We start from the raw sequence: 18153 nt of genomic DNA, 5'->3' as shown, positions 1-18153 counted from the left end.
CGGTCAGCACAGCAGTTGAACATGATAATGGATTCACTCATCAGACCATACTCTTGAGCGCGTGCCGGATCAGTGCTTCAGCCGAACACGCGTCCGACGACTGCTTGGCGGCCTGCGCTATTGCTCTGGCCGCCTGGGCAGGCTTGTAGCCCAACGCGATCAGTGCACTTTCAGCTTCCTGCTGCGCATCGCCGCTTCGAGCCTGTGTCGTGCCTGCCTCACCACTCAGTTCGAACGGCGCATCGGAAGGCAACCAGTCCTTCATCTTGTCCCGCATCTCAACGATCAAGCGATCCGCGGTTTTTTTGCCGACACCGGGCAATCGAACCAGCGCGGCACTATCGTCCTGCGCCACACAGCGGGCAAAGTCGTTGGCCTCAATCCCGGAAAGAATCGTCAACGCCAGCTTCGGACCCACGCCGTTTACCTTTATCAAGCTGCGAAAGAGGGTTCGCTCTTCGCGGGTAGCAAAGCCGTACAACAACTGCGCGTCCTCGCGAACCACAAAATGCGTGTGCAGACTGACTACCTGGCCCAACGGCGGCAACCGATAGAACGTACTCATCGGCGCCTCAACCTCGTAACCGACCCCCTGCACATCCACCAACAGTTGCGGCGGTTGCTTCTCTTCTAAAACACCTTTAATCCGACCGATCATCGATTCGCTCTACAACGGTGAGGTTAACGCAGGCGACCACCACGCATCGCAGTGACACCCGCCATTCCAATAAGTCCCTGCTGGGTATGGGCATGACACAACGCAATGGCCAGCGCATCCGCCGCGTCCGCCTGTGGCGTGCCTGGCAATCCTAGGATAGAGCGCACCATGTGCTGCACCTGAACCTTGTCCGCAGACCCCTTGCCCACCAGCGCTTGCTTGACCGCCCTTGCCGCATATTCAGCCACCGGCAACCCCTGACTGACGCCCGCCACAATGGCAGCCCCGCGGGCCTGACCAAGTTTGAGCGCGGAATCCGCATTGCGCGCCATAAATACCTGCTCGATAGCCATCTGCTGCGGCACGTACAGCCGAATCAGTTCCTGAACACCTTCGAACACCTGTAACAAACGATCAGGCAGATGGTCGCCTTTGATGCGGATACAGCCGCTGGCAACGTACTCACTCTTGCTACCCACCTGATTGATCACGCCATAGCCGGTGATTCGCGAACCCGGATCAATACCAAGAATGAGAGTCATAACAAACCTCGACTACAAAAAAAGGGGGACAACGCCCCCTTTTTCGCTTGAGATGCCGCCTCAGAGGCGCTCCACCTCGGCACTATCACGAAGATGCCTCACCACGCCACGGTAGTCGTACTGGCCGTGCCGGTTGGCAAGGAAGCCACCCAGCATCCGAGCTTCCTGCTCGGACAGCGATGCCAGGTCGCCATCACTCACGGCTGTCAGCTTGATCACAGCAGCACTGCCATCAGCCAACTCCACGATGGTGACCGAGGGTTCATCACCTTCAGGCTTCGGCATTCGGAACAGCTCACGGACCACACCCGCAGGCAGTGTCTGATCACCGCGCTGAACACGCTCCTGGGTGGTCCACGCCAGACCGCTTTCATTGCCGTCGCTCACCTGCTTGGCGATAGCTTCGGCTCGCTCGCGAACCTCCGCAGAGGCTTTCTGCTGCTTCAGCTCGGCCACGACCTGATCACGCACCTCGTCCAATGGTCGCTGACGGCTGGGACGATACTCATTAAGCCGAATCACCACGCTGCGCTGCGGGCTGAGCTCGATCACCGGACTATTATGGCCGTGCTTGAGCACGTCATCAGAAAACGCCGCATCGATAACACGCGGATGTGACGCTAGCAACGAGCTCCCACCGTCACGCCCGATGGGTTCCGCCGTCTGCACCGGCAGCCCAAGCGCTTCAGCAGGTTCCTGAAGATCCGCGGCAGAGAAGCTCACATCCGCCAGCTCCTCAATTTTGGCGACGAAAAGATCATCCGCCTTGCGGTTGCGCAGCTCCGCTTCCAAGCCGCTGCGCGCCTGCTCAAAGGTGGGCGCTTCTGACCGCACAATGCTATTTAACTTGATCAGGTGGAAACCAAAATCGGTTTCTACCGGCGACGACACCTCGCCTTCTGCCAGCTCAAACAGCGCCTGCTCAAACTCGGGCACCATCACCTCCTTCTCAACCAATCCCAGCTCACCGCCAGTTTCAGCAGAGCCGGTATCGTCCGAGTATGTCTCGGCCAGCGCAGCAAATGACTCACCCGCATCCAGCTTCGCTTTGACCTCCTCGGCCAATGCTTTCGCCGCTTCGGCATCACGCTCCGTACCAACTGCGATCAGGATGTGAGAGGCATCACGCGCCTCATCCCCCTGGAAGTCTTGAATCAACTGATCGAAAGCGGCCTTCAGCTCAGTGTCAGTCACCTCCACTTGCGCCGCCAGAGAGTCCAGATCTAGAGAAAGGTAGTCAACCACCACCTCCTCGTCGGTGACAAAGCGGCTCTGCTGCTGGCGGTAGTAATCTTCCACTTCGGCGTCGTCAACGGCTATCGTAGCCAGCACGTTATCAACCGAGAGTTCGGTGTAAGCCATACTGCGAACCTGACGATCCAGTGCTCGAAGCGCCTGCAGCTCACTGGGTACCGCGAACGCAGTGGCAACCACTCCACTTTGACGCTGATTGATCAGCATCTCGCGACGCAGCAGGTCACGGTACATCATTGGTGACAGGCCGGCATTACGCAGCATCGCATCGAATTGGTTGCGGTCAAACTGCCCATCTACCTGGAATTCGCGTGTCGCCAGAATAATTTTGTCGAGGTACTCGGTACCGACCGTCATGCCCTGATCACGGGCGGACTCGATTAACAGAGTTTCCTCCACCAGGCGCTCAACCACCGCCTCCCGGAGAAGCTTGTCATCCAGCAGCGAGGGATCGGCGTTTTCACCCATTTGCGCCAAGATCTGGCGGCGCTGCAATTCAATCCCTTGCTGAATCTGCTGTTCGGAAACTTCCACGCCGTTTACCGTCACCGGCGCACCACTATCTGTCGCCAGACCCACCAATGAGTCAACGCCCCACAGGGCAAAGGTGATGATAATAAAGCCCACAATGACCTTCGCGATGATCCCTTGTGAGTTTTCCCGTAGGTTTTGCAGCATTGTGCCCCCGGTGTGGAAACTATAATTAAAAAAAAAGCGCATCCCTGACGAATGCGCCTTTGAAATTGGCGGAACGGACGGGACTCGAACCCGCGACCCCCGGCGTGACAGGCCGGTATTCTAACCAGCTGAACTACCGCTCCTCGTCTGTCGCCGGAAGGCTAGACAGACACAAACTCCATCGGTCTTAGTTGACCGCATCCTTCAGCGCTTTACCCGCCTTGAAGCTGGGCACATTGGCTGCAGAGATTTCGATCGGCTTGCCGGTTTGAGGGTTACGGCCAGTGCGAGCCGCACGCGCCTTAACACCAAAGGTACCGAAGCCAACCAGCGCTACGCTATCGCCTTCTTTCAGAGCACCGGTGATCGCTTCCAGCGCGGCGTCCAATGCACGACCCGCAGACGCCTTAGATAGGTCGGCGGAGGCTGCAATCGCATCAATCAGTTCAGATTTGTTCACTTACTTTCCCCTTCTTCGAAAAATACTGTTTTTCTTCTAAAAACCCGTACCCGGTAGAACCAGCTCGAGGCACTTTATACCAACTAGCGAAAACCACTGTCAAGCGCTCAAACCAACAAAATACGGGGGCTTCAGGCCTAATGAGTACTGATTTGACTTCGGACAGACTTACGGCCTTTTTTCTTTTCAGCCGGTGTTTTTTCACCCTCTTCAGGCAGAGGTTTCGGCAAATATTGCAGTGCTATTTCAAGCACCTCATCGATCCATTTTACCGGCTTAATGTCGAGTTCCGCTTTGATATTGTCGGGAATCTCTTTTAAATCCCGCTTATTCTCATCAGGAATCACGACGGTTTTTATCCCTCCCCGATGGGCCGCCAACAACTTTTCCTTCAGCCCACCAATCGGCAAAACCTGCCCACGAAGGGTAATTTCACCGGTCATCGCGACATCAGCCCGGACCGGTATTTCGGTCAGTGCCGAGACCAGTGCGGTGCACATACCGATACCGGCACTAGGACCATCCTTGGGAGTCGCCCCTTCCGGAACATGGATGTGCAGGTCCTGCTTTTCATGAAAATCAGGTCGAATTCCCAGCGCGTCAGCGCGACTGCGCACCACGGTCAGCGCGGCCTGAATCGACTCTTTCATTACATCACCCAATGACCCGGTCTGAATCTGACGCCCCTTACCCGGCACCACTGCCGACTCAATGGTAAGAATATCGCCACCGACCTGCGTCCACGCCAGGCCCGTGACCTGACCAACCACATCGTTCTCTTCAGCCATGCCAAAGTTGAACTTGCGCACGCCGCTGTACTTTTCCAGATCCTCGGCAGCAATCTGAATAGCCTTGCCACCTTTCTTGCTCAGCGCCTGCTCCTTAACGACCTTGCGTAGCACCTTGGCGATTTCACGCTCCAGCCCCCGCACGCCCGCTTCACGGGTGTAGTAACGAATCAGGTCACGCACCGCCGCCTCACTAACACCCGCCTCATCCGCCTTGAGACCGTTAGTTTTAAGCTGCTTGGGAATCAGGTAGCGCTCTGCGATCTTTACCTTCTCGTCTTCGGTGTAACCGGGAATGCGAATGATCTCCATTCGGTCGAGCAGCGGCCCCGGTATATTCATAGAGTTGGAAGTACATACGAACATCACATCGGAAAGGTCGTAGTCGACCTCCAGATAGTGGTCATTAAAGGTATGGTTCTGCTCCGGATCGAGAACTTCCAGCAGCGCAGACGCCGGGTCACCGCGATGATCCATACCCATCTTGTCGATCTCATCGAGCAGGAACAGTGGATTTTTCACCCCCACCTTGGAGATCTTCTGTAACAGCTTGCCGGGCATGGAACCGATATAGGTGCGGCGATGGCCGCGGATCTCAGCCTCATCACGTACACCACCCAACGCCATCCGCACATACTTGCGGTTGGTCGCGCGGGCAATGGATTGCCCTAACGAGGTCTTACCAACGCCGGGAGGCCCCACCAGACACAACACAGGCCCCTTCAGCTTACGCACCCGCTGTTGTACCGCAAGATATTCGAGGATCCGCTCCTTCACCTCTTCAAGCCCGTAGTGATCCTCTTCCAGCACCAACTCAGCCCGCTTGAGGTCATGGCGAACCTTGCTGCGCTTATTCCAGGGCAGGTTGACCATCCAGTCGATATAGCTGCGCACAACGGTCGCCTCAGCCGACATGGGCGACATCATTTTGAGCTTGTTGTATTCGTTAAGCGCTTTTTCACGCGCTTCTTTGCTCATCCCCACCTGCTCAATTTTCTCTTTGAGCTGCTCCATTTCGTTGGGGTTGGCATCATCCAGATCACCAAGCTCTTTCTGAATAGCCTTCATCTGCTCATTCAGATAGTACTCACGCTGGCTCTTTTCCATCTGCTTTTTGACCCGGCCGCGGATTCGCTTTTCGACATTAACCAGATCGATTTCGGATTCCATCAGCGCCAGAATAAACTCAAGCCGCTCCTGCGTATCGACCATCTCGAGAATGCGCTGCTTGTCTTCCAGCTTAATCGTGATATGGGCAGCAATCGTATCACCAAGCCGCAAGGGGTCCTCGATAGAGGACAGCGACGTCAGCACCTCAGAGGGGATCTTCTTGTTGAGCTGCACATACTGCTCAAACTGGGTCATCACTGTACGAGTAAATACACCAGCCTCACTACCCAGATCGGTAACACTGAGTTCTTCACAGCGCGCGATCCAGCCTTCGTCGGTATCTTCAATGGCATGGATACGGGCACGGCTGCTGCCTTCAACCAGCACCTTGACAGTGCCGTCAGGGAGCTTCAGCAGCTGTAAAATGTTTGCCAAGGTCCCCACATCGAAAACATCCTCGGCACCAGGCTCATCCACCGATGCATTCTTTTGCGCTACCAGCAGAATCTCCTTGTTGCGCTCCATGGCAGACTCCAGCGCCTTGATCGAGTTTTCACGACCAACAAATAGCGGGATAACCATGTGCGGATACACAACCACGTCGCGAAGAGGCAACAGTGGAAGTTCCTGGGTCAGGTGGGCGTGCTGGGTCGAAGAATCAGGCATCAGAAAGGTCTCTGCAACGGGTGGCACTGATGAACGCGGATGACTGGCGTCCGAAAATACTGCTCTGGATTAGCATCCAGCTTACGGCAAATGATTGGGGCCCGTCACCCTTAAAACAAGGTGCAAACATCAATTTTTAGCAAGAAAAAAGGGGGCCAAGCCCCCTTTTGTTCAGCGTTTGAACAGTTAGCGCTATTGATCCGGCGCTGCCTTCTGAGACTCCGTGTTGTGGTAGATCATCAGCGGCTCTGATTCTTCGCGAATCACGCCGGCATCAACCACCACTTTGCTGACATTCTCCATCGACGGCAGACGGAACATGATATCCAGCAGCGCCGCTTCAAGTATGGAGCGCAGCCCTCGCGCACCGGTTTTCCGCTCCATGGCACGCTCAGCAACCGCTTCAAGCGCATCCTCGCGGAAGTCGACATCTACCGACTCCATCTCGAACAGCTTCTCGTATTGCCGCGTAAGGGAGTTCTTGGGCTCGGTCAAAATACGCACCAACGCATCCTTATCCAGCTCCGCCAGCGTCGCGACCATCGGCAGCCGGCCGACAAATTCGGGGATCAGCCCGTACTTGACCAGGTCTTCCGCTTCGATATCAAGCAGAGTCTCGCCAACACTACGCGCGTTTTCCTTGGACGCCACCTTGGCAGAAAAACCGATACTGCTGCGCTCGGAACGATCTTGAATGATCTTTTCAAGACCCGCGAACGCACCGCCACAGACAAACAGAATATTGGAGGTATCAACCTGCAGAAACTCCTGCTGCGGATGCTTGCGCCCACCCTGGGGAGGAACAGACGCAACGGTACCCTCAATCAGCTTCAGCAAGGCCTGCTGCACACCCTCGCCCGACACATCACGCGTAATAGACGGGTTATCCGACTTACGCGAAATCTTGTCGATCTCGTCGATATACACGATCCCCATCTGCGCCTTTTCGACGTCGTAATCACACTTTTGCAGCAATTTCTGGATGATATTCTCAACATCCTCACCCACATAACCTGCTTCGGTTAGCGTGGTCGCATCAGCGATGGTGAAGGGCACATTGAGCAGACGGGCCAGCGTTTGCGCCAGCAGCGTCTTACCACTACCGGTGGGACCAATCAGCAGAATGTTGCTTTTGCCCAGCTCGACATCGTCCTGCTTGGCCTGATAGCGCAGCCGCTTATAATGATTGTAAACCGCCACCGACAGCACCTTTTTAGCCCGCTCCTGGCCAATCACGTACTCGTCGAGAGTGTTTTTTATCTCTTCCGGCGCAGGCAGACGATCACTGCTCTCTTCGACACTGGATTCCTGAACCTCTTCGCTGATGATGTCGTTACAAAGATCAACGCACTCATCGCAAATAAAGACCGAAGGGCCCGCAATCAGCTTGCGTACTTCGTCCTGGCTCTTGCCACAGAACGAACAGTACAGCAGCTTGCCGTCACCACCCTTTCCTGATGTTTCGTCGGTCATTCGACTACCTCTTCACTGCTTTGCAGGGGCACATAACACGATTAATGCAGATACCCACCCTGCTTTTCAAGTGTCATGGGTCATTTTAGACCCTTTCGACTCAGCCTTCTCGTCGTTCAATTACCTGATCGACCAGGCCGTACTCAACCGCTGTAGCCGCATCCATAAAGTTGTCACGCTCGGTGTCAGCCGCGATTTTTTCCAGCTCCTGCCCCGTATGTTTTGACAAAATGCGATTCAGTTTTTCACGAATGGTAAGAATCTCGCGGGTATGGATTTCAATATCCGTCGCCTGACCCTGATACCCCCCCAGCGGCTGATGGATCATCATGCGCGAATGAGGCAGACAGAAACGCTTGCCTTCCGCGCCACCCGCCAAAAGCAGCGCACCCATACTGGCCGCTTGCCCCAAGCACATGGTGCTGACATTGGGCTTGATGAACTGCATGGTGTCATAAATTGACAAACCAGCCGTTACCGAACCACCAGGCGAGTTAATGTACAGATGAATATCCTTGTCCGGATTCTCGGATTCGAGGAAAAGCAGCTGCGCCACGACCAGATTAGCCATATGGTCTTCGACCTGCCCCACCAGGAAGATCACTCGCTCCTTGAGCAAGCGCGAGTAGATATCGTAGGAGCGCTCACCCCGCGAAGTCTGCTCCACCACCATCGGAACCAGCGCTGCACTGGTGTCGATAATACCCTGGCCACCCAACTGTTCTTTGAGCATAACTATTCCTTAATCTTTCGCTGCTTGTTAGGACAAAAAACGGCAGGCGGCGCTTTCACGCCGACTGCCGCCCTGACCCATTGCTACCGAGTGTAGCCTTGGAAACGCGAAAAATGAACCCCTTACTCGGCGTCCGCCTCGCTCTCGTCTTCCATTGCCGGTGCCTGGTCCTGCTTCAAAGCCTCTTCATAGCTGACTTCAACCTCAGTCACCTTGGCTTGAGACAGCAGCAGATCAACCACCTGATCTTCCAGCACCAGCGCCTCTACCTGAGCCAGCTGCTCTTTGTTGTTCAGGTAGTAGTCACGAACCTCTTCAGGCTGCTGATAGGTTTCCGCGATCTCTTCAACAGTTTCCTTGACCCGCGCCTCATCGGCCTTCAGTTCATTGGACTGAATAACCTCACCCACCAGCAAACCGATGGACACACGCTGGCGCGCCTGACCTTCAAACAGCTCTGCCGGCAGCGCGCTCGGATCCAGATTGGCGCCCCCACCGAACTGCTGCACCGCTTGCTGCCGCAAGCGATCGATTTCGCCGTCTACCAGCGCCTTGGGCACTTCAACAGAGTTGGCTTCTACCAACTTATTCAGCACACGATTCTTGATCTTGGCATTCAACGCCTGCTTGAGCTCGCGCTCCATATTCTTGCGGATCTCAGCCTTGAACCCGTCCAACTCGGTCTCTTCAATGCCGAACTTGCTGAAGAACTCAGCGTTCAGCTCAGGCAACTCCGGTGCGGAAACACTGTTGACCTTGGTTTTGAAAACAACGGCAGCACCTGCCAACTCCTCGGCGTGATAAGCTTCCGGGAAGGTCAGCTCCAGCTCTTTTTCGTCGCCGGCTTTCATACCCACCAAGCCATCTTCAAAACCGGGGATCATAGTACCGGAACCCAGCACCAGATCATGCCCTTCGGATTTACCACCCTGGAAGGCCTCTCCATCTTTAAAGCCTTCGAAGTCGATATTAACGCGATCGCCATCTTCAGCGGCGCGTTCAACCTCAGTCCAGTCAGCATGCTGCTTCTGCAGCGACTCGACCATCTTGTCGACGTCAGTATCGGCAATCGCAGAAACCTGCTTTTCTACTTCAACAGCGGAGAAATCAGCCAAAGCGATCTCGGGATAAACTTCGAAGGTCGCCACATATTCGAAATCCTGGCCTTCCGCGTCACTCTTGGGCTCGATGCTGGGACCACCCGCCGGCTTCAGTTTTTCCTGAGTAACCGCCTCGTAAAACGTGTGCTGGATCACATCGCCCAGGACCTCCTGGCGAATCCCTTTACCGTAACGACGCTTAATGACATTCAATGGTACCTTACCGGGGCGGAAACCATCGATGCGAGCGGAACGTGCAGTCTGCTTCAACCGACTGTTGACATCATCCTCGATGCGAGCCGCAGGAACGGTGACAGTCATCTGGCGCTCAATAGAAGAAGTCGCCTCAACAGAAACTTGCATGAAAATTCCTCACAAAATTATAAAGTTACGATATGCAAACAGGCTAAGCCTAACGGCACTGCAGGCCGCTAGCGCGCACCCTATCCAGTCGCATCACTGATAACCGCCCCAGCGGGCGCGATTACAAAAGCCGGAATTTTCCGGTATCGCCGGAAGCGAGTCAAGCAAGTACCCGCAAAACAGCAAAGAAAAGCCGCTCCAGCAGTGCGCCGACACCAAAACAGAACAGGAGGATATATAAGGAAGAAGTGGGGTGGGCGATGGGGCTCGAACCCACGACCACCGGAATCACAATCCGGGGCTCTACCAACTGAGCTACGCCCACCACTATAACGAACAAGCGGAAATGGTGCGGACGGAGAGACTCGAACTCTCACACCTTGCGGCACCAGAACCTAAATCTGGCGTGTCTACCAATTTCACCACGTCCGCGACACATCAGGCAATGGGGTGGGCGATGGGGCTCGAACCCACGACCACCGGAATCACAATCCGGGGCTCTACCAACTGAGCTACGCCCACCACTACCTAAATCTGCTCCGACCCGCCGCTATGGCACGCCCTACAGGATTCGAACCTGTGACCTACGGCTTAGAAGGCCGTTGCTCTATCCAGCTGAGCTAAGGGCGCTCAGACGATCCTGTACGATCCAAACCGGAACTTGGTCGGGGTAGAGAGATTCGAACTCCCGACATCCTGCTCCCAAAGCAGGCGCGCTACCAGACTGCGCTATACCCCGAACACCCTCTCGTGACGGCACGTCATCGAAAGAGGTGCGCATATTACAGCCGCCCAAAATGGAGGTCAATACCTTTTTGAAAACCTCCAATAGATAAATAAGTTAGCCTAGAATCCCCCGCATTGTCGCCGTCCACTTTGCGTCAGCCGGCATCCGTGCGAAAATTGCACCCCTTACAGAACCATGACCAACCAAGAGGCTTCGGCAGTCACCCCATGAGCGCGCGGATTATTGATGGCAAAGCGGTTTCCCAACAAGTTAAAGACAGAGTCCGCGAAGGCATAGCCCGTCGCCTCGCCGCAGGCAAGCGAGCCCCCGGGCTCGCGGTGGTACTGATCGGCAGCGACCCGGCGTCAGAGGTCTACGTCAACCACAAACGACGCGCCTGCAAAGAGGTCGGAATCGAATCTGTCGCCCACGACCTGCCCGCCGACACCACCCAGGAACAACTACTGACACTGATCGACCAACTCAACCATGCACCTGAGATTGACGGCATTCTGGTGCAGCTCCCCCTGCCCGCCCACCTGGACGCCAACCTGATCCTTGAGCGCATCCGCCCCGACAAAGACGTGGACGGCTTTCACCCTTTCAATCTCGGCCGCCTGGCACAGCGGATGCCGGTACTGCGTCCCTGCACCCCCAAGGGCGTCATCACCCTGCTGGAATCTACGGGGGTACCTATTCGCGGCCTTGACGCCACCGTGGTTGGCGCCTCTAACATTGTCGGCCGCCCCATGAGTCTGGAGCTGTTGCTGGCAGGCTGCACCACCACCACCACACACCGATTCACCCGCAATCTTGAAGACAAAGTACGCCGCGCGGACCTGGTGGTTGTCGGTGTGGGCAAGCCGGGGCTGGTCAAAGGTGAATGGATTAAAGAGGGGGCCATCGTCATCGACGTGGGGATCAACCGCCTCGACAACGGCAAACTGGTCGGCGACGTTGAATACGAAGAAGCTGCCAAGCGCGCCAGCTGGATCACCCCCGTACCCGGCGGCGTGGGCCCGATGACCGTCGCCACGCTGATGGAAAACACCCTCTACGCCGCCGACGAGCTGCACGACTAACCACGACCCTCGGCGAACAAAAAAAAGGCTGCCACCGGCAGCCTTTTTTATTCAGCACTGATATCCAGCACCACTCCCATCATTCAGGCCTCGCGGCGCCAGGTGGTCCCTTCTCGGGTATCATCAAGGATAACGCCCTGGGCCTTGAGCTGATCACGAATACCGTCAGCCCGGGCGAAATCGCGATTTTTCTTGGCGGCGGCACGCTCGGCGATTAGCGTTTCGATCTCTTCGGCCGCCGGCCCTTCCGCCGATTCACCACCCTGCAGATAAACCTCAGGATCCTGCTCCAACAGCCCCAACACCCCGGCCAGCCGCTTTAGTCGCGATGCCAGACGTCCCGCCTGCAGAAGATCCTGATCTTTAACCCGGTTAATTTCACGCGCCAGATCAAACAACACCGCCACCGCACCTGCGGTGTTGAAGTCATCATCCATAGCCGCATGGAAACGCTGTTCCGCATCGTTATCGAGCCCAACCTCATCGACCGGCTCGATACCACGCAACGCGTGATAGAAACGATCCAAAGCACCACGCGCCTCACGCAGACTCTCTTCGGAATAGTCGATCTGGCTACGGTAATGCCCCATGGTCAGGAAGTAACGCACCACCTCGGGGTCATACTTATCGAGAATCTCGCGGATGGTGAAGAAGTTACCCAGCGATTTGGACATCTTCTCTTTATTCACCCGCACCGCACCAGCATGCATCCAGGTATTGACGAAGGTGGCACCGTTGGCGGCTTCCGACTGGGCGATTTCGTTTTCATGGTGAGGAAACGGCAGATCCGGCCCGCCACCGTGAATATCAAAGGTATCCCCCAGACAACACTTGGACATGGCTGAGCACTCGATATGCCAGCCGGGACGCCCCTCACCCCAGGGCGAGGGCCAGCTCACCTCGCCGGGCTTAGCGGCCTTCCAGAGCACAAAGTCAAACGGATTTTCTTTGGCATCATTAACCTCAATCCGGGCACCGGCCTGCATCTCATCCAGCGAACGGTTGGTCAGCTTGCCATAGCCATCGAACTTGGCCACCCGATAGTACACATCACCATTATCCGCCGCATAGGCATAACCCTTGGCGATCAGGGTTTCGACCATGGCAATAATGTTGGCCATATGCGCAGTCGCACGCGGCTCCTCGGTTGGCGAGATCACACCCAGACGCGCCTCATCTTCATGCATGGCGGCGATAAAGCGCTCGGTCAGCGCATCACAGTTTTCGCCGTTCTCAGCCGCCCGTTTGATAATCTTGTCGTCCACGTCGGTGATGTTACGCACATAGTGAACATCGTAACCGCAGGCACGCAGATAACGGGTGATCACGTCGAACGCTACCAACACCCGCGCGTGGCCGAGATGACAGTAGTCATAAACGGTCATGCCACACACGTACATCCGCACCTTGCCCGGCTCAATCGGCGCGAACGGTTCTTTCTTACGCGTCAGCGTGTTGTAGATCTGTAAAGTCATGCTATCTAGGCGGGCCAAAACGCGACCCACACTCCTTATTCATTCAACAGGGTTATGACCGGTTAGGCTGGCAGTCTGGTTACCTGCCCGCCCAGTTATCCACCAAACCAATGGTCTTGTTAAACACCGGCGTTTCGGCGCTGAAATCGTAGCGGTCAGCAACAAAATAGCCTTCACGCTCAAATTGGAACACAGTCTCCGGCGCAGCATCGAGCAGCCCCGGTTCAACCCAGCAGTTTTCCAGCACCCGATAAGATTCAGGGTTCAGGTGCTGCATAAAGTCCGCCTCGCCGCGGTCAGGTGCCGGGTGGTTAAACAAGCGGTCATAGACGCGCACCGTAGCGCGCTTACCTTCAGTCGCAGAAACCCAGTGGATCACCCCGCGCGGCTTGATCCCCTCCGGTGGGTTTTCACCCACAGTGCCGGGAACCAGCGACGCATGGATCTCGACGATCTGGCCGTCGTCACCTTTGACTACTTCGTCCGCCTTGATCACATAGGCGCTGCGCAGACGCACATATTCGCCCAACACCAAACGCTTGAACTTCTTGCGTGACAGGGTGGTGTCTTCGCTGAAATCGGCCCGATCAATATACAGCTCACGGGTAAACGGCAGCTCGCGCAGCCCCAGCTCCAACTTAGGGTGGGCCGGCGCGGTCATGGTTTCAACCACAGCCTCGTCCAGATTACTGATCACCAGTTTAACCGGATCCAGCACGCACATGGCGCGCGTAGAATGCTTGTCCAGATCATCCCGAATAGCTGATTCCAATTGGGCGATGTCGACCACACCGTCGGACTTTGAAACCGGCAGACCATTGCAGAAGCTACGTATCGCACGGGCACTGAAGCCGCGGCGACGCATACCGGAGATGGTCGGCATCCGCGGGTCGTCCCAACCGGACACCACGCTATCATCCACCAGCTGCTTCAGCTTGCGCTTGCTGGTGACGGTAAAGTTCAGATTCAGACGGCCAAATTCATACTGGCGCGGCTTGGACGGCACTGGCAGGTTATCCAGAAACCACTCATACAGCGGACGATGATCGGCAAACTCCAGCGTACAGATCGAGTGAGTGACGCCCTCGATGGCATCTTCCTGACCGTGGGCAAAATCGTAACTGGGATAGATACACCATTTATCGCCGGTCTGGTGGTGGCTCTGCTTGCGGATCCGGTAAAGGATCGGGTCACGCAGGTTCATGTTTGGCGAGCTCATATCGATCTTGGCACGCAACACCCGAGCGCCCTCAGCAAACTCACCGTTCTTCATCCGCTCCAGCAGATCGAGACTCTCCTCCGGCGCGCGCTCGCGGTACGGGCTGTTCTTGCCTGGCGTGGTCGCCCAGCCCCGGTATTCGCTGGCCTCTTCGGCACTAAGGTCACAGACGTACGCTTTGCCTTCGCGAATCAGGTGCTGCGCCCAGGCGTAAAACTGGTCGAAGTAGTCGGAGGCATATTTGACCTCGCCCGCCCAGTCAAACCCGAGCCACTCCACATCGGCCTTGATGGCGTCGACGTACTCCTGTTCCTCTTTGGAGGGGTTGGTATCGTCGAAACGCAGATTGCATTGCCCCCCAAACTGCTCTGCCAGACCAAAATTAAGACAGATCGATTTGGCATGTCCTACATGCAGATAACCGTTGGGTTCCGGCGGAAAGCGGGTAACCACAGCCGCGCAGGCATTACTCTGGAGATCGGCTTCGATAATGTCGCGGATAAAATTGGATACTCGGGCGGGAGCGGTCTCTTTGGAGCTCATAACGTCTCTTTTATGCTGAATCAATCATGCAGAGGGCTGCGGCATACACAAGCCCCGCGAAAACCACGCATTATAGCGCCGATAAAGAGTCGGGATAAATGGCTGAAGCGGATCTAATGCCGGCAACGGGAGAAGCGCTGTTTTTACGCCGGACCCTGCTGCTATAATCGGTCGCCACGGCCCGCGCGGCTGCTTTCAATTAACCGGCATACGGAATCCGTCACAGTATGAGAAGCTTTCTTTTCGCACTCGCGACCACGCTTTTTTTGACGACATCTGCAAGCTTTGCCGATCAGACAGGAAGAAACCCGATGATTACACTGCACACCAACATGGGCGACATCAAGCTGGAGCTGGACGCAGAGAAAGCACCCAAGACCGCCGCCAACTTTGAGAACTACGTCCGGAACGGCTTTTACGATGGCGTTATCTTCCATCGTGTCATCAACGGATTCATGATTCAGGGCGGCGGTTTCGAGCCCGGCATGGTCCAGAAAGAAACTGAGGCACCAATCGAGAACGAAGCGGACAACGGCCTGAGCAATAGTGTCGGCACTGTCGCCATGGCGCGCACCATGGATCCGCACAGCGCCAGCGCCCAGTTCTTCATCAACGTCGGCGACAATACGTTCCTGAACCACAGCGCCAAAACCACTGAAGGCTGGGGCTATGCGGTTTTCGGTAAGGTGGTTGAAGGCATGGACGTGGTCGACAAGATCAAGAGCGTTTCCACGACCAGCCGCGCCGGTCACCAAGATGTTCCCGTCGAAGACGTAATCATCGAATCAGCGGTGATCGAAGAGTAATTAATGACCACCCTGTTCATATCGGATCTGCATCTGCAGTCGCAACGCCCGCATATCACGCGGGCGTTTTTCAATCTGCTCCACCATCAAGCCCGCGACGCCGACGCCCTTTACATTCTGGGCGACCTGTTCGACGTCTGGATAGGTGACGACGAGCGAACGCCACTGCAGAACGAAGTTGCCGCAGAGATTGCCGCGCTGGTAAAGCACGGCACCCCGGTATATCTGATCCACGGCAACCGTGACTTTATGATTGGCGACGATTACTGCCAACGCGCCGGACTCACCTTGCTACCAGACCCCAGCACCATCGACCTGTACGGTCAACGCGCACTGCTGATGCATGGCGACAGCCTCTGCACCGACGACAAGGGCTACCAGCGCTACCGACGGTTTATTCGCAGCAGCTTTATCCGCTGGTTACAGGATTACGTCTCGCTGACCAGCCGGCAGAAAATCGGCCGCTTGATTCGCGGCAAGAGCGCTGAGACCAACCAGTATAAGTCTCGCGCCCTGCAGGACATCAACCGCGATGCCGCCCGCGAGGCGATGGAGCGGTCACAGGCTACTGTGCTGATTCACGGACACACCCATCGCCCGGGAGTCGATCCTATCGGCACCCGCATGGGCCAGGGAGAACGGATCGTGCTCGGCGACTGGGACACCCGCGGCTGGTGTCTGCGCTGGCATGCCGATGGCTCCCGCGAGCTGGCTCCGTTCGATATCGAAGGGTCGCCCTGAATCCACTTTTTCTTGCCCCGCATCAAACGAAGCTCACCGCCACGTTCACGCTATGCTTACCTCTGTGCTATAACCGCTTGATAGGCCGAACCAGGGAGCAAGGCAATGACCCCAGAAGAGATCATTCAGGATATCGATCAACTGTTCTCGTTACCGGACGTTGTGCTTCGGGTAAACGAGCTGCTCGAATCCGAGCATGCGACCATCACCGACATCGGTGACGTCATCGGCCACGACCCCGCGCTCTCGGCGCGTCTGCTCAAGCTGGTTAACAGCGCCTTCTACGGCTTTCCATCGCAGGTGGACACCATCTCCCGCGCCATTACCCTGATCGGCACCAACGAGGTTCGCTCCATTGTACTGGCATCCTCCGCCACGGCCGTGTTCCGTGATGTTTCCAGCGACCTGATCGACATGAACAGTTTCTGGCATCGCAGCGTATATTGCGGCCTGGTAGGCAAAAAAATCGCCTCGGCTACCCGCCGGACACGCGGCGAGTCACAGTTTCTGACCGGTCTGCTGCACGATCTTGGCAAGCTGATTCTGATCATCCGTGCTCCGGCGGAGTACGAGCAACTGATGCGCGTATCCTGCGAGCAGGGAACCGCCATGGCAGATCTTGAGGAGGAGTGGCTAGGCTTCAGCAGCGCCGAGCTCGGTGCCCAACTGCTCAATCACTGGCGCCTGCCGGAAAACCTGTGGCAACCGGTCCGCCATCAGTATCACCCGGAAGCATGTGACGAGTTCGTCAATGAAACCCATACCCTGAATCTGGCGATGCGGGTCACCAACTGCATCGAGCCTGAACTCAAAGCCGGATCACCACGCGATAAAATTGAGCAGCTCGATTCAGTGGCGATGGACGACTTCGAACTCAGCCGCGACGACCTCAACATGATCGCCATTGATGCCAACATGGAAGCGCTGGAGGTCTTAAGCATCATCAACCCGGCTGCAACCTCGGTGTACTAGCCCGGATAGGGATGGCCCGCACTTGTTCGAAAGAAGCAGCGGGCTAGTGCTCCAGAGGCCCATCAACAACAGACATCTGCCCGCCGCCATGAAACCGGCCCGGCTTCGGTTGCAAGCTGAGGTCGACCACCACATCATTCAGGCCGATTAAGCCGCCGCTTGCCGACCTAACCACAAAAAACGCCAGGACTAGCCTGGCGTTTCCAAAGAGCGCGGAATCTGCTCACCACTCTTTCATTGACTCCCGCTGGCGATCGATAAGACCGCGAAACGAATCCAGCCACTCTTCCAGCTGAGCGATAACCTCTTTGTCCTCAGCATGATCCGGATTCACCTGAACCACATGGATCTCTGAAAGACTACGGTGCCCCCCCTGCTCGGCATGCGTGCGGTCTTCAGCGATCCAGCAGGCCTTATAAGCCGCCAACAATTTAGCCAGCCAGCTGTCGCTCTCTCGGAGCTGCTGCAGCTCCTTAACTTCCGGAGCTTCGAGCCCCTGTGCGTCAAGCAGCTCTCCCAGCGAGGCTAGACCGTCTACCTTCTCCGGCGCCACGCGGTACACCTCGGCGATCTCGCAAAGAAAGCTCTGGTAGGCCGAGGTCAGATGAAACAGCACCGACTCGTTAAAGGACTCGATCAGCGCATGCTTACTCCAGCCCGATCCGCTCTCGGCAGCCTTCAGCTGGTCAAGGTGCAATCGGGCAAAATAAAGCTTCTGATTCGTTCGTGTAATGTACACACTCATTCGGGGTCGTCTCCCTGT

The 18153-nt window shown here is 56.2% G+C and carries 15 protein-coding genes and 6 tRNA genes; 4 read left to right on the top strand and 17 right to left on the bottom strand.

Annotated elements, in window-relative coordinates:
• Window positions 1-40: 40 nt before the first annotated feature.
• From ruvA to JJQ76_RS01580, 14 genes are all read right to left on the bottom strand, one after another.
• Window positions 41-658, bottom strand: coding sequence for a Holliday junction branch migration protein RuvA (ruvA, locus tag JJQ76_RS01645; protein WP_210394882.1), 618 nt, complete (start codon window positions 656-658; stop codon window positions 41-43).
• Window positions 659-681: 23 nt separating this feature from the next.
• Window positions 682-1200, bottom strand: coding sequence for a crossover junction endodeoxyribonuclease RuvC (gene ruvC / locus JJQ76_RS01640; RefSeq protein WP_210394881.1), 519 nt, complete (start codon window positions 1198-1200; stop codon window positions 682-684).
• Between the two features lie 60 nt (window positions 1201-1260).
• The gene (locus JJQ76_RS01635) at window positions 1261-3132 is read right to left on the bottom strand and encodes a SurA N-terminal domain-containing protein (protein ID WP_210394880.1); all 1872 of its coding nucleotides are present in this window, start codon (window positions 3130-3132) and stop codon (window positions 1261-1263) included.
• Window positions 3133-3198: 66 nt separating this feature from the next.
• A tRNA-Asp gene (locus JJQ76_RS01630) sits at window positions 3199-3275 on the bottom strand.
• 44 nt (window positions 3276-3319) lie between these two features.
• Window positions 3320-3592: an HU family DNA-binding protein gene (locus JJQ76_RS01625; RefSeq protein ID WP_210394879.1), complete on the bottom strand. Its 273-nt coding sequence runs from the start codon at window positions 3590-3592 to the stop codon at window positions 3320-3322.
• Between the two features lie 137 nt (window positions 3593-3729).
• On the bottom strand, window positions 3730-6156 hold the full coding sequence (gene lon, locus JJQ76_RS01620; protein WP_210394878.1) for an endopeptidase La: 2427 nt from the start codon (window positions 6154-6156) through the stop codon (window positions 3730-3732).
• Between the two features lie 192 nt (window positions 6157-6348).
• On the bottom strand, window positions 6349-7629 hold the full coding sequence (clpX, locus tag JJQ76_RS01615) for an ATP-dependent Clp protease ATP-binding subunit ClpX (protein WP_210394877.1): 1281 nt from the start codon (window positions 7627-7629) through the stop codon (window positions 6349-6351).
• Between the two features lie 100 nt (window positions 7630-7729).
• Window positions 7730-8362 (bottom strand): ATP-dependent Clp endopeptidase proteolytic subunit ClpP, encoded by a 633-nt coding sequence (gene clpP / locus JJQ76_RS01610; RefSeq protein ID WP_281411926.1) that lies wholly within the window; start codon window positions 8360-8362, stop codon window positions 7730-7732.
• Between the two features lie 122 nt (window positions 8363-8484).
• Window positions 8485-9825, bottom strand: a complete 1341-nt coding sequence (gene tig, locus JJQ76_RS01605) for a trigger factor (protein WP_210394876.1) — start codon at window positions 9823-9825, stop codon at window positions 8485-8487.
• A gap of 249 nt (window positions 9826-10074) precedes the next feature.
• A tRNA-His gene (locus JJQ76_RS01600) sits at window positions 10075-10150 on the bottom strand.
• Window positions 10151-10172: 22 nt separating this feature from the next.
• Window positions 10173-10257, bottom strand: a tRNA-Leu gene (locus JJQ76_RS01595).
• Between the two features lie 14 nt (window positions 10258-10271).
• Window positions 10272-10347 (bottom strand) — tRNA-His (locus JJQ76_RS01590).
• A 31-nt stretch (window positions 10348-10378) separates the two neighbouring features.
• Window positions 10379-10455 (bottom strand) — tRNA-Arg (locus JJQ76_RS01585).
• Window positions 10456-10487: 32 nt separating this feature from the next.
• Window positions 10488-10564, bottom strand: a tRNA-Pro gene (locus JJQ76_RS01580).
• Between the two features lie 215 nt (window positions 10565-10779).
• On the opposite strand from JJQ76_RS01580, the gene folD reads away from it, so the two are divergent.
• On the top strand, window positions 10780-11634 hold the full coding sequence (gene folD, locus JJQ76_RS01575; protein ID WP_210394875.1) for a bifunctional methylenetetrahydrofolate dehydrogenase/methenyltetrahydrofolate cyclohydrolase FolD: 855 nt from the start codon (window positions 10780-10782) through the stop codon (window positions 11632-11634).
• 83 nt (window positions 11635-11717) lie between these two features.
• Here folD and cysS read toward each other — a convergent pair whose 3' ends face one another.
• Window positions 11718-13109 carry a cysteine--tRNA ligase gene (cysS, locus tag JJQ76_RS01570; protein ID WP_210395479.1) on the bottom strand — a complete coding sequence of 464 codons (1392 nt, stop codon included), beginning with the start codon at window positions 13107-13109 and terminating at the stop codon, window positions 11718-11720.
• A gap of 79 nt (window positions 13110-13188) precedes the next feature.
• A complete protein-coding gene (locus JJQ76_RS01565; RefSeq protein WP_210394874.1) occupies window positions 13189-14871 on the bottom strand; it encodes a glutamine--tRNA ligase/YqeY domain fusion protein in 1683 nt (560 codons plus the stop codon).
• A gap of 311 nt (window positions 14872-15182) precedes the next feature.
• Here JJQ76_RS01565 and JJQ76_RS01560 point away from each other — a divergent pair, with 311 nt between their 5' ends.
• From JJQ76_RS01560 to JJQ76_RS01550, 3 genes are all read left to right on the top strand, one after another.
• Window positions 15183-15677, top strand: coding sequence for a peptidylprolyl isomerase (locus JJQ76_RS01560; protein WP_210394873.1), 495 nt, complete (start codon window positions 15183-15185; stop codon window positions 15675-15677).
• A 3-nt stretch (window positions 15678-15680) separates the two neighbouring features.
• A complete protein-coding gene (locus tag JJQ76_RS01555) occupies window positions 15681-16418 on the top strand; it encodes a UDP-2,3-diacylglucosamine diphosphatase (protein WP_210394872.1) in 738 nt (245 codons plus the stop codon).
• A gap of 105 nt (window positions 16419-16523) precedes the next feature.
• Entirely contained in the window at window positions 16524-17390 is an 867-nt protein-coding gene (locus JJQ76_RS01550) for an HDOD domain-containing protein (protein ID WP_210394871.1), read from the top strand.
• A 223-nt stretch (window positions 17391-17613) separates the two neighbouring features.
• Here the strand turns inward: JJQ76_RS01550 and JJQ76_RS01545 are convergent, their stop codons facing one another.
• Window positions 17614-18135, bottom strand: a complete 522-nt coding sequence (locus JJQ76_RS01545; protein ID WP_210394870.1) for a DUF6586 family protein — start codon at window positions 18133-18135, stop codon at window positions 17614-17616.
• Between the last annotated feature and the right edge of the window lie 18 nt (window positions 18136-18153).

Origin of the sequence: Motiliproteus sediminis (assembly GCF_017912535.1) — a bacterium.
In the GTDB taxonomy this organism is placed as follows: Bacteria; Pseudomonadota; Gammaproteobacteria; order Pseudomonadales; family Balneatricaceae; genus Motiliproteus; species Motiliproteus sediminis.
The sequence above is the reverse complement of the archived record's forward strand: the minus strand, read 5'-3'. Positions and strand labels throughout refer to the sequence as shown.